The following is a 15,245-nucleotide window of genomic DNA, read 5'->3' on the forward strand; positions in this document are numbered from 1 at the left end:
CTACCTTCTTCCTCGATGCGCAATTCAGCGGAGCCGCACCGACAATGCTTTGCCGAATACTGGCGCGGTTCATTCCATGCACCGGAGCGTAAGCCGGAATCCGGGCCTCTACCAGCGGAGACAGGGGGTTCACCCGCCCGAAAGGCGCTCATTCGTTTGAGCGGAGAGCGGGACGGGGTACACGAATTGCCAATGTCACCGGCGGTGAACGGAAAATGAGGAAGAGGAACGTACCAGGGCATCCAGCCCGCCGTGTGGAGGCGAACTGGATGCCCTGGGTCGCTGGTCCCCGCGCGCGGCGGAGGGTCAGCCGGCCAGCACGACCCTGCCGAGCTCGGCGGGAGTCGCCAGCAGGCCGTGCCTCGGCAGCACGCGCACGGTGTAGCCGAGCGCGCCCGCGTGCGGCAGCGGCACCTCGGCCTCGTAGTTGCCGTTGCCCGCGTAGTTCATCGGCGACGACACGATGTCCTTGAGCTCGTCGGAGTCGTGCGACACCTTGCCGAGCACGACCTGGACGTCCACTTCGGACGGTTCCAGCCCGGCCAGCTCGACCCGCGCCCGCACGATGACCGGCGAGCCGAGCACCGGCACCGACGACCCGCCGAGCACGAGGTCGCTGTCGAGCACCCGGACCCGCGTCCACGACGCGCGCAGCCGGTGGCGGTACGACGACAGCTCCTTCGCACCGCGGTAGCCCTCACCGACGACGGTCTGCGCGGACGCCGCGGCCGGCGCGTAGTACGTCTCGACGTACTCGCGGACCATGCGGGACGCCTGCACGACCGGGCCGAGTGAGGCCAGCGTGTGCCGGACCATCGACATCCAGCGCGTGGGCACGCCGTCCTCGCCGCGGTCGTAGAACAGCGGCGCGACCTGCGAGCCGAGCAGGTCGTACAGCGCGTTGGCCTCCAGGTCGTCCCGGCGGACCGGGTCGTTCACGCCGTCCGCGGTCGGGATGGCCCAGCCGTTCGAGCCGTCGTACAGCTCGTCCCACCAGCCGTCGCGGATGGACAGGTTGAGGCCGCCGTTGAGGGCCGCCTTCATGCCGGACGTGCCGCACGCTTCGAGGGGGCGCATCGGGTTGTTCAGCCACACGTCGCAGCCCCAGTACAGGTACCGGGCCATGGACATGTCGTAGTCGGGCAGGAACACGATCCGGTGCCGCACGCCCGCGTCGTCGGCATAACGCACGATCTGCTGGATCAGCGCCTTGCCGCCGTCGTCGGCCGGGTGCGACTTGCCCGCGACCACGAGCTGCACCGGCCGTTCGGGGTGCAGCAGCAGCGAGCGCAGACGCTCCGGATCACGCAGCATCAGCGTGAGGCGCTTGTACGTCGGCACGCGCCGTGCGAAGCCCACGGTCAGCACGTCCGGGTCGAAGACCGAGTCGGTCCAGCCCAGCTCGAGCGCCGACGCGCCGCGCTGCAGCCACGACTCGCGCACCCGGCGGCGCACCTCGTCGACCAGGCGGCCGCGCAGCGTCGACCGCAGCTCCCACAGCCCGGCGTCGGTGACCGGCTCGAACGCACCGATGCCGAGGCCGTTGCCCGTGTGGCTGTCGGCCTCGGACGCTCCGAGCAGCTTGCTCATCTCGGTCGCGGCCCACGTCGGCCCGTGCACGCCGTTGGTGACCGAGCCGATCGGCACCTCGGTGGCGTCGAAGCCCGGCCAGAGACCGCGGAACATGTCCCGGCTGACCTCGCCGTGCAGCTTGGACACGCCGTTGGCGCGCTGGGCGAGCCGCAGGCCCATGTGGGCCATGTTGAACATGCCGGGGTTGTCCTCGGCGCCGAGCGCGAGGATCCGCTGCGTGTTCACGCCGGGGACCAGGGTCTCCGCACCGAAGTAGTGCTGGACCAGGTCGACCGGGAAGCGGTCGATGCCGGCGGGCACCGGCGTGTGCGTCGTGAAGACCGCGCCGGCGCGCGAAGCCGTGAGCGCCTGGTCGAAGTCGAGGCCGTCGTTGGTGATGTACTCGCGGATCCGCTCCAGGCCGAGGAAGCCCGCGTGGCCCTCGTTGGTGTGGAACACCTCGGGCTGCGGGTGGCCGGTGAGCTCGCAGAACGTGCGGACCGCCCGCACACCGCCGATGCCCGCGAGGATCTCCTGGCGGATCCGGTGGTTCTGGTCGCCGCCGTAGAGCCTGTCCGTGACGCCGCGCAGGTCCTCGTCGTTCTGCTCCACGTCCGAGTCGAGCAGCAGCAGCGGGATGCGCCCGACCTGGGCCTTCCATATCTTCGCGCGCAGCATCCGGTCGCCCGGCATGGCCACGTGCACCAGCAGCGGCAGCCCGGACGGCTCGGTCAGCAGCTCGAGCGGCAGCCCGCGCGGGTCGAGCACCGGGTAGTGCTCGATCTGCCACCCGTCGAGCGACAGCGACTGGCGGAAGTACCCGGAGCGGTAGAGAAGGCCGACCGCGATCAGCGGAACGCCGAGGTCGGAGGCTGCCTTGAGGTGGTCGCCGGCGAGGATGCCGAGGCCGCCCGAGTAGTTCGGGAGCGCCTCGTGCACGCCGAACTCCATCGAGAAGTAGGCGACGCTCGTGGGCAACGGCGTGTCGGGGGCCCCGTGCTCGCGGCGCTGGGCGATCTCGTCCTGCCGCCGCTGGTACCAGCGCGGACCGTCGACGTAGCGCTCCAGGTCACTCGCGAGCGCGCGCAGCTTGAGCAGGAACTGCTCGTCTCTGGCAAGTGACTCCAGACGCCCGGCGTCGACGACGGAGAGCAGGCGCAACGGGTCGCCACCGACCTCGGACCAGACGCGGGGGTCGATCGAGGAGAAGAGTTCCTGCGTGGCCGGGTGCCACGTCCAGCGCAGGTTGGTGGCGAGCGTGCTCAAAGCAGACAGGGGCTCCGGCAGGCTGGCTCGGACGGTGAACCGGCGAAGTGCTCGCATGACGAGGCAACTTACCTGCCACCCTCCGGGGGCTGACAACGTTCCCGATCAGACCTGCAACGACTTGCAGAACCGGTCAAGACGCGGACCGGCCCTGAGCTGGTCGGACGCGGAGCGCGTTCCCCCGTTCGGCCGACAGGCGGGCGGTGTCCATTTCGCACTCGTCGCCCGTTCTCCGGTCGATCTCCCAAGGCGGCGGACGTCCGCTCCCCCTCCCGGCGCCCGCGGCCGTCAGCCCTTCTGCTCGCCGACGATCCGCGGCTTCTCGCCCTTGCCCGAGATCTCCAGCACGTGCTCCACGACCTTGGCCTTGTCCGTCTCCGCCTCGGTCAGCTCCAGCGCCGTCGTCACCTGGAACAGGCCGTCCTCGTCCGGCGGCGAGGCGACCGGACCGGCCTTGACCGCGACCTTCGAGTACTTGCCCCAGAAGTCCTTCTCGGAGGACGCGCTCGGCGCCTGGTCCGGGTCCCAGTCGGCCCGCGCGCCCTCCACGTTGCCGGGGAGCTTGGCGTAGTGCGCCTTCACGAACTGCGCGATCTGGGCCGGGCTGAACTTGCTCGCCGGCGGCTTCGAGGACGGCGTCTGGCTCTGGTAGGTCTGCGACGGCGTCTGCTTCTGGGTCGTCGTCGGCTTCTGCTCGGCCGGCTTCTCGGTGGTGGGCTCCGGGGTCTGCGACGTGGTCTGCTGCGACGTGGTGGGGTCGCTCGCGGTCTTGTTGTCCTTGTCGCCCGACATGATCGCGTAGGTGACGCCGGCGATCAGGAGCACGCCGAGGACGGCGGCGGCGACCGCCAGGCCGCGGTTGTTCCTCCTCGGCTCCGGTTCGGGCTCGCGGTCGTACGGCTCGTCGTAGGTCGCCGGGAGCGGTGCCGGGGGCCGGGTGCGCGGCGGCTGCTGGGGCGGCATCGGCTGCTGGGGCGGCATCGGCCGCTGGGTCTGCGTGCCGTGGCCCGCGGCCCCCATGACGGCGGTGCCGGACGGCGGCGTCATCGGGCGCGGCGGGATCACGCGGGTCACCGGGACGGGGGCGCCGGACGCGATCGCCTTGAGCTCCTCCGCCGCCTGGGCCGCGGTCGGGCGCTGCGACGGCTCGTTCGCGAGCAGGCGGGTGAGCAGGCCGGTGAGCGGTCCCGAGCGCAGCGGCGGCCGGGTCTCGCCGCGGGCCACCTTGTAGAGCAGGCCGAGGTCGTTGGTGCTCTTGCCGAACGGCGGCTCGCCCTCGGTCATCGCGTAGATCGTCGCGCCCAGCGAGAAGACGTCCGAGGCGGGCGCGGGCTCGGCACCGCGGGCGAGCTCCGGCGCCAGGTACGCGGGGGTGCCCGCGAGCATGCCGGTCTTGGTGACGGCCACGTCGCCCAGGGCGCGCGAGATGCCGAAGTCGGTGATCTTCACCGTGCCGTCGCGTCCAATGAGGACGTTGCCGGGCTTGATGTCGCGGTGCACGATGCCCGCGCCGTGGGCGGCGGCGAGCGCCGAGGCGGCCAGCGACCCGATGCGCGCGGCCTCCTGCGGCGGCATCGTGCCGCGCTCCGACAGGATCGCCGACAGGTTGCGGGACGGCAAGTACTCCATGACGAGGCAGGGTTTGCCGTCCTCGACCACGACGTCGTAGACGGCGATCGCGTTCGGGTGCTGCAGGCGCGCCGCGATCCGGCCCTCCCGCATCGCGCGCTGGACCGCCTCGTGGAACTCGTTCGACTCAACGTCGTTGAGAAGCAGCTGCTTGACCGCCACGTCACGGTGCAGGAACTCGTCGCGCGCCCGCCAGACGACGCCCATCGCACCGGCGCCGAGCTGATCCAGCAGGACGTACCGATCGCCAAGCTTGTTCACGCGCGCACGGTACCTGTAGCGCGCTCTTAACACGGTGAGTTGTACGGGAAGAGTCCACTGGAGGGGACGGCAAGCGGACAGGACGTGGACGGGAGACCCTGGACACGATCAGCCGTTCAGGTGTGCGATCGGCCGCGCCTGGGTACGGATCTACTTGGGGCAACCCGCTGGTGAGCGGCTTGATGGAGCAAGGCAGGATTACCCAGCGACACGGAGCGACACGGCGGAAGGGCGCTGCCGGATGAGCGGACGACTCGGTATCGACGACGTATCCCCTGTGGTCTCGGCTGGACGTTATCCAGCCAAAGCCGTTGTGGGAGAACACGTTCCGGTTGCAGCCACGGTGTGGCGCGAGGGACACGACAAACTCGCGGCGACAGTCACGTGGAGAGGACCGAACGACCGGGTTGCCCGCCAGACGCGGATGCACGAGGTCGGCATCGGCCTCGACCGGTGGGCCGCGACCGTCGTTCCCGACGCGGAAGGCCCCTGGACGTTCCGGATCGATGCGTGGAGTGACCCCTGGGCCACCTGGAACCACGCCGTTGAGGTGAAGATCGCGGCCGGGCAGGGGGCCGGCGAACTCGCAAACGATCTTGAAATCGGCGCCCAGCTACTCGATCGAGTGGCAAGGCGACCCGATAGGCGACAAGAGCGAGCTTTGCTCATGTCCGCGGCCGAGGCGTTGCGGGATCAGGACCGGCCGCTCGGCGAGCGGGTCGCGCCGGCGCTGGCCGCCGACGTGCAGCAGGTGATGTTCGAGCACCCCGTGCGGGAGCTGGTCACCAAGGGCAAGACGCACAAGATCTGGTGCGACCGCAAGAAGGCGGCCTACGGCTCCTGGTACGAGTTCTTCCCGCGCAGCACCGGCGGGATCGACGAGACCGGGCAGGCGGTGCACGGCACGTTCGCGACGGCGACCAAGGAGCTCGACCGGGTCGCGGCGATGGGCTTCGACGTCGTCTACTTCCCGCCGATCCACCCGATCGGGCGCGTCAACCGCAAGGGCCCCAACAACACGCTCGTCGCGGGCCCCGACGACACGGGCTCACCGTGGGCGATCGGCGCGGACGAGGGCGGGCACGACGCGATCCACCCGCAGCTCGGCACGATCGAGGACTTCGACGCGCTCGTGCACCGGGCGAAGGAGCTCGGCCTCGAGGTCGCGCTCGACTTCGCGCTGCAGTGCGCGCCGGACCACCCGTGGGTGCTCAAGCACCCGGAGTGGTTCACGCAGCTGCCCGACGGCACGATCGCGTACGCGGAGAACCCGCCCAAGAAGTACCAGGACATCTACCCGATCAACTTCGACCTCGACCCGCAGGGCCTCTACCACGAGGTGCTGCGCGTGGTCCTCTACTGGGCCGAGCACGGGGTGCGGATCTTCCGGGTCGACAACCCGCACACCAAGCCGCCGGACTTCTGGATGTGGCTCATCTGGAAGGTCAAGGAGGTCTACCCGGACACGCTGTTCCTGGCGGAGGCCTTCACCCGGCCCGCCCGCCTGTACGGCCTGGCCAAGCTCGGCTTCACCCAGTCCTACACGTACTTCACGTGGCGGACGGGCAAGCAGGAGCTCATCGAGTTCGGCGAGGACATCCGCGACCACTGGGACGAGGCGCGGCCGAACCTCTTCGTGAACACCCCGGACATCCTGCACGAGTCGCTGCAGCACGGCGGCCCGGCGATGTTCGGCCTCCGTGCGGCCCTGGCGGCCACGCTCTCCCCCACGTGGGGCGTCTACAGCGGCTACGAGCTCTTCGAGCACGAGGCCGTGAAACCCGGTAGCGAGGAGTACCTCAACTCCGAGAAGTACCAGCTGCGGCCCCGCGACTACGCCCGTGCACTGGCGGACGGGCGGAGCCTCGAACCGTGGCTGCGCAAGCTCAACCACATCCGCAGGGCACACCCCGCGCTCCAGCAGATGCGCACGCTGAAGTTCCAGCACATCGAGAACGACGCGTTGGTCGCCTACTCCAAGCGTGACCCGGAGACGGGCGACACGGTGGTGGTCGTCGTCAGCCTCGACCCGAACAACGTGCAGGAGGGGACGCTGTACCTCGACCTGCCCGAGCTCGGGTTCGACTGGCACGAGCGGGTGATCGCCCACGACGAGGTCACCGGCGAGACGTGGGACTGGGGACAGGCCAACTACGTCCGCCTCGAGCCGTGGCGAGCCACGGCGCACGTCGTCAGCCTGCAACGACGTTTCTCATAGGGCTTCAGCCCGCTCAACCGCACAACCCCCGACGAGGTGGGAACCCATGGCCGACGACTCCCGTCCCGACGCTGCGCTCGGGCTGGAAGGAACACCGCACACCGGAGAAGCCATCGACGACGACGGCTTCCTGGTCGAACCTCAGGCTGAGGACTTCAAGTCGGCAAAACCGGCATCGGCGAACCCGAGCTGGTTCAAGGGCGCCGTCTTCTACGAGGTGCTGGTCCGCGCCTTCAGCGACTCCAACGGCGACGGCACGGGCGACCTCAGGGGTCTCGCCTCGCGCCTCGACTACCTGGAGTGGCTCGGCGTCGACTGCCTCTGGCTGCCGCCGTTCTACGCGTCGCCCCTGCGCGACGGCGGCTACGACATCAGCGACTTCCGCGCGGTGCTGCCCGAGTTCGGCACCGTCGAGGACTTCGTCTACCTGCTGGAGGAGGCGCACCGGCGCGGGATCCGCGTGATCACCGACCTGGTGCTCAACCACACCTCCGACGCGCACCCGTGGTTCCAGGAGTCGCGGCAGAACCCGGACGGCCCGTACGGCGACTACTACGTGTGGAGCGACGACGACTCGCGCTACAGCGACGCGCGGATCATCTTCGTCGACACCGAGACGTCGAACTGGACCTACGACCCGGTGCGCGGACAGTTCTTCTGGCACCGCTTCTTCAGCCACCAGCCGGACCTCAACTACGAGAACCCGGACGTGCAGGAGGCGATGCTCGACATCCTCCGGTTCTGGCTCGACCTCGGCATCGACGGCTTCCGCCTCGACGCCGTGCCCTACCTCTTCGAGGAAGAGGGCACGAACTGCGAGAACCTGCCGCGCACGCACGAGTTCCTGAAGAAGTGCCGCAAGGTCGTCGACGACGAGTTCCCCGGCCGCGTGCTGCTCGCCGAGGCGAACCAGTGGCCGTCGGACGTGGTCGAGTACTTCGGTGACCCGGCGGTCGGCGGCGACGAGTGCCACATGGCGTTCCACTTCCCGCTGATGCCGCGCATCTTCATGGCGGTGCGGCGCGAGTCGCGGTTCCCGATCTCGGAGATCCTGGCGCAGACGCCCGCGATCCCGGAGAACGCCCAGTGGGGCATCTTCCTGCGCAACCACGACGAGCTCACGCTCGAGATGGTCAGCGACGAGGAACGCGACTACATGTACGCGGAGTACGCCAAGGACCCGCGGATGAAGGCGAACATCGGCATCCGCCGGCGGCTCGCCCCGCTGCTCGAGAACGACCGCAACCAGCACGAGCTCTTCACCGCGATGCTGTTGTCCCTGCCGGGGTCGCCCGTCCTCTACTACGGCGACGAGATCGGCATGGGCGACAACATCTGGCTGCAGGACCGCGACGCCGTCCGCACGCCGATGCAGTGGACCCCGGACCGCAACGCGGGCTTCTCCTCGTGCGACCCCGGCCGGATCTACCTGCCGGTGATCATGGACCCGGTCTACGGCTACCAGGGCCTGAACGTCGAGGCGCAGCTCAACAGCTCGACGTCGCTGCTGAACTGGACCAGGCACATGATCGAGGTCCGCAAGCAGCACCACGCGTTCGCCGAGGGCGACTTCACCGAGCTCGGCGGCTCGAACCCGAGCGTGCTCGCCTTCAAGCGGCAGTGGAAGCGCCCCGACGGCCGCGAGGACATCGTCCTCTGCGTGAACAACCTGTCGCGCTTCCCGCAGCCCGTCGAGCTGGACCTCTCCGAGCACCGCGACCACACGCCGGTGGAGCTCACCGGAGGTGTCAAGTTCCCCGCGATCGGGGAACTCCCCTACCTGCTGACCCTCCCGGGTCACGGTTTCTACTGGTTCCAGCTGGTAGAGGCGGGCGACGACAGCGAGATGAGGTGAATCGCGAGTGACCGATCCCCACGAACTGGTCGACAAGCTGGTCGCCTCACTGCCCGATCTGCTCCCGGCCGCACGGTGGTTCGGCGGCAAGGACAGGCCGATCACGGCTGTGCGTCCACTGAGGACGACGGTGGTGGACGGCGACCTCGTGCACGTGGTGCTCGAGGTCGAGCAGCCGGGGCGCACGGAGAGGTACCAGGGTGCGCTCAGCCTGAGCACCGGCGCATGGGACGTCCTGCTCGACCCCGAGCACAACGGGGTCCTGCTCGACCGGATCGCGTCCGGTGAGAGCACGCAGGACATCGTCTTCGCGCACGAGCCCGGCACGGAGCTGCGCTCCGGCCTGCGCGGGCGGCCGATCGGCGTGGAGCAGTCCAACACGTCGCTGATCTACGGCCAGCAGTACATCCTGAAGATCTTCCGCAAGCTCGCGAGCGGGGAGAACCGGGACCTGACGATGCACCGCGCCCTGCGGTCCGTCGGCTGCGAGCACATCGCGCTGCCGCTCGGCTCGATCTCGACCGAGCTGGACGGCGAGCAGGTCACGCTCGCGATGCTGCAGGAGTTCCTGCCGGACGCGGTCGAGGGCTGGGACATGGCCAAGACCTCGGTGCGCGACCTGATGGCCGAGGCCGACCTGCACGCGTTCGAGGTCGGCGGCGACTTCGCCGGCGAGGCCCAGCGCCTGGGCCACGCCGTGGCGAAGGTGCACGCCGACCTGGCCGAGGCGCTCGGCACGAGGATCGCCGACGACGACGCGATCGACGAGGCCATCGCGGGCATGCAGCGGCGTCTCGGCGTCGTGCTGGAGTCCGTGCCGGAGCTCGGCAGGTACGAGGAGCCGCTGCGGGCCGCGTTCGACCAGGCCCGCGAGCACGTCGGCGCCATCCCGATCCAGCACATCCACGGCGACCTGCACCTCGGTCAGGTGCTGCGGACCGTGCACGGGTGGCTGCTGATCGACTTCGAGGGCGAGCCCGCGGCGGGCGTCGCCGAGCGCAACGCGCTGCGGTCGCCGTTGCGCGACGTGGCGGGGATGCTGAGGTCGTTCGACTACGCGGCCCGGCAGCTGCTCGTCGGCCAGCCCGACGACGACCAGCTCGCCTACCGCGCGATGGAGTGGACGAAGCGCAACCGGGCGGCGTTCTGCGACGGCTACGCCGAGGTGGCGGGCGACCCGCGGGACCACGCGCACCTGCTGCGCGCGTTCGAGCTGGACAAGGCGGTCTACGAGGTCGCCTACGAGCACGCCAACAGGCCGGAGTGGTTGACGGTCCCGCTGTCGTCGATCGCCCGGATGACTTCTGGAGGAGAGTGAGCCGTGAAGGCCGACCTGGACCGGCTGTTGTCCGGTGCACACCACGACCCGCACTCGGTGCTCGGTGTGCACACCGTCGGCGACCAGGTGATCGCGCGTGCGCTGCGGCCCGGCGCCACGTCGGTCGCCGTGTCGTGGGGTGACAAGCAGGTCGAGCTGCCACGCATCGCCGACGCGCTGTTCGAGGGCGAGCTGCCCGAGGCACCCGGTGACTACCGGCTGCTGGTGACCTACGGCGCCCACACGGTCGAGGTCGACGACCCGTACCGGTGGCTGCCGACGGTCGGGGAGCTCGACCTGCACCTGATCGGCGAGGGCCGGCACGAACGGCTGTGGGACGTGCTCGGCGCCCACGTGCGCTCCTACGAGACGGCTTCCGGTGACGTCACCGGTGTCTCGTTCGCGGTGTGGGCGCCGAACGCCCGCGGCGTGCGCGTGACGGGTGACTTCGACGGCTGGGACGGTCGCGCGAACCCGTTGCGCTCCATGGGTTCCAGCGGTGTGTGGGAGGTCTTCCTGCCCAACGTGCCGGTGGGCTCGCGGTACAAGTTCCGCATCCTCGGCCAGGACGGCGTGTGGCACGAGAAGGCCGACCCGATGGCGTTCGCCACGGAGAAGCCGCCGCAGACCGCCTCGGTCGTCACGCGCTCCGAGTACGAGTGGGGCGACGCGGAGTGGGAGGCCAAGCGCGCGGCGACGCAGTGGGCCAACGCGCCGATGTCGATCTACGAGGTGCACCTCGGCTCGTGGAAGCCGGGGCTGGGCTACCGCGAGCTCGCGACGGAGCTCGCGGACTACTGCGAGGACATGGGCTTCACCCATGTCGAGATGCTGCCCGTGGCCGAGCACCCGTTCGGCGGTTCGTGGGGTTACCAGGTCACGTCGTACTACGCCCCGACCTCGCGGTTCGGGTCGCCGGACGACTTCCGGTACTTCGTCGACACGCTGCACCAGCGCGGCATCGGCGTGCTGGTCGACTGGGTGCCGGCGCACTTCCCCAAGGACGCGTGGGCGCTCGCGAAGTTCGACGGCACCCCCCTGTACGAGCACGCCGACCCGCGTCGCGGTGAGCAGCTCGACTGGGGCACGTACGTCTTCGACTTCGGGCGCAACGAGGTGCGCAACTTCCTCGTCGCGAACGCGCTGTTCTGGATCGAGGAGTTCCACCTCGACGGTCTGCGCGTGGACGCCGTCGCGTCGATGCTCTACCTCGACTACTCGCGGCCCGAGGGGCAGTGGCTGCCCAACGAGTTCGGTGGCCGGGAAAACCTCGACGCGGTGCGGTTCCTGCAGGAGCTGAACGCGACGGTCTACAAGCGGCACCCCGGCGTCGTGATGATCGCCGAGGAGTCGACGGCGTGGCCGGGTGTCACGCGGCCGACGCACCTGGGCGGTCTCGGGTTCGGCTTCAAGTGGAACATGGGCTGGATGCACGACACGCTGCACTACCTGTCGCGGTCGCCGGTCCACCGGTCGTTCCACCACAACGAGATGACGTTCTCACTGGTGTACGCGTGGAGCGAGAACTTCGTGCTGCCGCTCTCGCACGACGAGGTGGTGCACGGCAAGGGCTCGCTGTGGACGCGGATGCCGGGCGACGACTGGAACAAGGCCGCGGGTGTGCGGTCGCTGCTCGCGTTCATGTGGGCGCACCCCGGCAAGCAGCTGCTGTTCATGGGCGGTGAGTTCGGGCAGCGGCAGGAGTGGTCGGAGTCGCGGTCGCTCGACTGGCACCTGGTCGAGCAGGAGCCGCTGCACCAGGGCATCCAGAAGCTGATGCGCGACCTGAACTCGGTCTACAAGACGGCGGCGGCGTTGTTCTCGCACGACGTCACGCCCGAGGGTTTCCAGTGGATCGACGCGAACGACTCGGGCGGCAACGTGCTGTCGTTCGTCCGGATCGGTGAGGACGACTCGCAGCTCGTGTGCGTGGCCAACTTCTCCGGGATGCCGCACCACGACTACCGCGTCGGCCTGCCTGCCGGTGGGCGGTGGAAGGAGCTCGTCAACACCGACGCCTCGCACTACGGCGGTTCCGGTGTCGGCAACTTCGGCGGTGTCGAGGCGGAGGCGAAGCCGTGGCACGGGCGGCCGTACTCGGCGGTGCTGCAGCTGCCGCCGTCCGGTGTGCTGTGGCTGGTTCCCGAGGTGCCCGGGGTTCTGGGCGAGGCTGACTGAGAAGTCCGGCGGCGCTCCGTCGCGGTGGAGCGCGCCGGGGACGGTCGCGGTGGTGCCGGCACAGGCCGCACCACCGCGTCGTCCAGGTCGAACGGCGGCGGGTCGCCGCGGTTGGATCATGGCCCGGCGGGTGGACGTCCCGAGGAACACGCAGGTCCGGCGCACCCCGGTTCTCGTGGGGCCACCGTCCCGTTCTTCGACACGCCTCCGGAGACCGCGGCCCGGTGATCATGCCCACGCCCGGCTGCGGCGACCGCGGCTCGGTGAACCCGATCCGGCCGCCGCACGTTGCCCAAGGTATGCGCCTGACTTGGACGAGTAGGACGCCCTTCGCGCCGCCCGGCAGGCACAATGGGGGCATGCGGCACCGGAGCATCGCGCTGATCGTCGCCACCGCCCTGCTCGCGGTGGGTTGCACCGCCGAGGTCCCGGGGCGCCCGCGCGCCGCCAAGGTGGTGAAGAAGGAAGCCTCCACCGAGACCATCCAGGTGCGGGGGTCGGACAACGGCCCGATCGACAAGCTGGCCGCCACCGCGCTCACGGACATCGACGAGTTCTGGAAGGACTCGTTCCAGAAGACGTTCAACAAGCCGTGGAAGCCGCTGACCGGTGGCTACTTCTCGGTCGACACGTCGGACGCGGCCGCGAAGCCGCCGCCGTGCACGCAGAAGGCCGCGGACGTGGAGGGCAACGCCTTCTACTGCCCCGCCGCCGACGCGATCGCCTGGGACCGCGCGTCGTTGCTGCCGGTGCTGCAGGACCGCTTCGGCGAGGCCGCCGTGGTCGTGGTGCTGGCCCACGAGGTCGGCCACGCGGTGCAGAACCGCATGGGCATCACGCCCGAGGCCGAGCGCCGCGAGCCGGAGAGGTTCCCGACGATCCTCACCGAGGCGCAGGCCGACTGCTTCGCGGGCGCTTTCGTGCGCAACGTGACGGACGGCAGGTCGCAGCGCCTCGACATCAACGCCGACTCGCTGGACAAGGCCCTGGGCGCGCTGATCACGTTCCGCGACCCGGTCGGCACCTCGCCGGAGGACGAGCAGGCGCACGGCAGCGCGTTCGACCGCGTGGCGGCGTTCCAGGACGGCTTCGAGCAGGGCACCAAGTTCTGCGCGGCGATGACGGTGCAGAACCGCACCTTCACCCAGCGGGCGTTCACGACGGTCAAGGACCGCGCGAACGGCGGCAACCTGCCGTTCTCGGAGATGCTCGAGTCCGTGACGCCCGACCTCGACGGCTACTTCAAGGGGCTCGCGACGGCCGCCGGCAAGCAGTGGCCCGCACCGCGGGCCGAGGCGTCCCAGACGGAGCCGACGTGCTCCGGTGACCAGGGGCCCGTCGCGTACTGCCCGTCGGACAAGACGATCAAGATCGACACGAAGGAAGACCTGCCGGCCCTGCACAAGGAGCTCGGCGACTACGCGACCGGCACGCTGATCGCGACCAGGTACGCGATGGCCGAGCTGGCCGTGATGGGCAAGCCGACCGAGGGTGAGGAGGCCTCCGCGGCCGCCCTGTGCCTGGCCGGCGCGTACACCGGCGCGGTGTTCGCGCGCGAAGGCGGGTTCGGGCTCTCCCCTGGCGACTTCGACGAGGCCGTGACGGTGCTGCTGCAGTTCGACTACGCGGCGCGCGACTCGAAGGGCGAGAACCCGGTCGACCCGGGGTTCGCCCGCGTGGCGCGGTTCCGCGAGGGCGTGTTCGAGGGCCCGAAGAAGTGCGGCCTCTGAGCGGGGCCGCACCGGCTCAGACGGGCCAGGTCAGGTGCAGGTGGCGCACCCCGCGCAGCACGCCGTAGGTGCGTTCGGGCTCGGTGCCGGGCTCGACCTCGAACTCGGGCATCGCGGTCAGCACCTCGTCGAACACGATGCCGAGCTCCAGCCGGGCCAGGTGCATGCCGAGGCAGCGGTGCACGCCCGCTCCCCAGCCGAGGTCGCGGCCGCGCTGACGCCGGTCGAGCCGGAACTCGGCGGGGTCGTCGACGTACTGCTCGTCGCGGGTGCCGGAGCCCCAGGCGAGCAGCAGGCGGTCGCCGGGCGTCAGGTCGACGCCGCCGAGGGTGGTCTCGGCGAGCACGGTGCGCCCCGTGGCGGCGACCGCGGACTCGTGGCGCACGACCTCCTCGATGAGCTTCGGCACGAGCGTGCGGTCGGCGGCGACCCGGCGCCGCGTCGGCGGGTCCTGCGCCAGCTGCAGCAGGAGGCTGGAGATGGTGTCGACGGTGGTGAGGAAGCCCGCGCTGACCATCAGGAACGCGTACTTGAGCAGTTCGGCGTCCGTGGCGGTCCGTCCGTCCACCTCGGCGTGCACGACGGCGGTCAGCACGTCGCCGCCGGTGTCCTCGCGGTCGCGGCGCTCGGCGATCTCGGCGCGGAGGAACTCGACCAGGCCGGCTCCGGCGCGGTGGGCGTCCTGCACCGACCTCGGCGCGACGAGGTCCCTCGCCAGCGCGGCGAGCTCGTGCTGCCGTTCCCGTGGCACGCCCATGACCTCGGCGATCACCAGGGAAGGGATGCGGGCGGCGAGCTCGCCGACGACCTCGCACCGCCCGCGGGGCGCCACCTCGCCGACGACCTGGCCGGTCACCTGCCGGATGAACGCCTCGTGCCTGCGCACGGCCGGTGGCGTGAAGAAGTCCTGCAGGACGGTGCGCCAGCCCGTGTGGACCGGCGGGTCGGACTCGAAGAGCGGTGCGCGGGTGGTCTCGGCGTCGGGCACCATCGCGACCGCGCCGAGTCCCCGCACCGCGGCGCTGAAGGTCTCGCCGTCCTTGGCGACGGTGACGATGTCGTCCTGCTTCGCCACGACGTAGAACCCGCCGTAGGCCTCGCTGCGCGCGACCGGGCAGCCCTGGCGGAGGTCGGCCAGCAGGGCGTGGATCGTCGGGACGACGGCTTGGTCGTGGTGGTCGAAGCCGCGGATGCGGTCGGAGAGACTCTCGCCCATGC

At 70.2% G+C, this 15,245-nt stretch carries 8 protein-coding genes; 5 read left to right on the forward strand and 3 right to left on the reverse strand.

Going from position 1 to position 15,245, the window contains the following annotated elements:
• Window positions 1–306: 306 nt before the first annotated feature.
• Window positions 307–2,895, reverse strand: coding sequence for an alpha-glucan family phosphorylase (gene glgP, locus L6E10_RS02555; RefSeq protein WP_236216378.1), 2,589 nt, complete (start codon window positions 2,893–2,895; stop codon window positions 307–309).
• 231 nt (window positions 2,896–3,126) lie between these two features.
• Entirely contained in the window at window positions 3,127–4,728 is a 1,602-nt protein-coding gene (locus L6E10_RS40155; RefSeq protein ID WP_308102650.1) for a protein kinase, read from the reverse strand.
• 241 nt (window positions 4,729–4,969) lie between these two features.
• Here L6E10_RS40155 and L6E10_RS02565 point away from each other — a divergent pair, with 241 nt between their 5' ends.
• From L6E10_RS02565 to L6E10_RS02585, 5 genes are all read left to right on the forward strand, one after another.
• Entirely contained in the window at window positions 4,970–6,946 is a 1,977-nt protein-coding gene (locus tag L6E10_RS02565) for an alpha-1,4-glucan--maltose-1-phosphate maltosyltransferase (protein ID WP_236216380.1), read from the forward strand.
• A 46-nt stretch (window positions 6,947–6,992) separates the two neighbouring features.
• On the forward strand, window positions 6,993–8,801 hold the full coding sequence (gene treS / locus L6E10_RS02570; RefSeq protein WP_236216381.1) for a maltose alpha-D-glucosyltransferase: 1,809 nt from the start codon (window positions 6,993–6,995) through the stop codon (window positions 8,799–8,801).
• A gap of 7 nt (window positions 8,802–8,808) precedes the next feature.
• A complete protein-coding gene (locus L6E10_RS02575) occupies window positions 8,809–10,119 on the forward strand; it encodes an aminoglycoside phosphotransferase (RefSeq protein ID WP_308102651.1) in 1,311 nt (436 codons plus the stop codon).
• A gap of 3 nt (window positions 10,120–10,122) precedes the next feature.
• Entirely contained in the window at window positions 10,123–12,297 is a 2,175-nt protein-coding gene (gene glgB, locus L6E10_RS02580) for a 1,4-alpha-glucan branching protein GlgB (RefSeq protein ID WP_236216383.1), read from the forward strand.
• 359 nt (window positions 12,298–12,656) lie between these two features.
• Window positions 12,657–14,027 (forward strand): neutral zinc metallopeptidase, encoded by a 1,371-nt coding sequence (locus tag L6E10_RS02585; RefSeq protein ID WP_236216385.1) that lies wholly within the window; start codon window positions 12,657–12,659, stop codon window positions 14,025–14,027.
• A gap of 16 nt (window positions 14,028–14,043) precedes the next feature.
• Here L6E10_RS02585 and L6E10_RS02590 read toward each other — a convergent pair whose 3' ends face one another.
• On the reverse strand, window positions 14,044–15,243 hold the full coding sequence (locus tag L6E10_RS02590; protein ID WP_236216387.1) for a cytochrome P450: 1,200 nt from the start codon (window positions 15,241–15,243) through the stop codon (window positions 14,044–14,046).
• Between the last annotated feature and the right edge of the window lie 2 nt (window positions 15,244–15,245).

Source organism: Lentzea sp. CC55, from assembly GCF_021056325.1.
Taxonomy (GTDB): domain Bacteria; phylum Actinomycetota; class Actinomycetes; order Mycobacteriales; family Pseudonocardiaceae; genus Lentzea; species Lentzea jiangxiensis.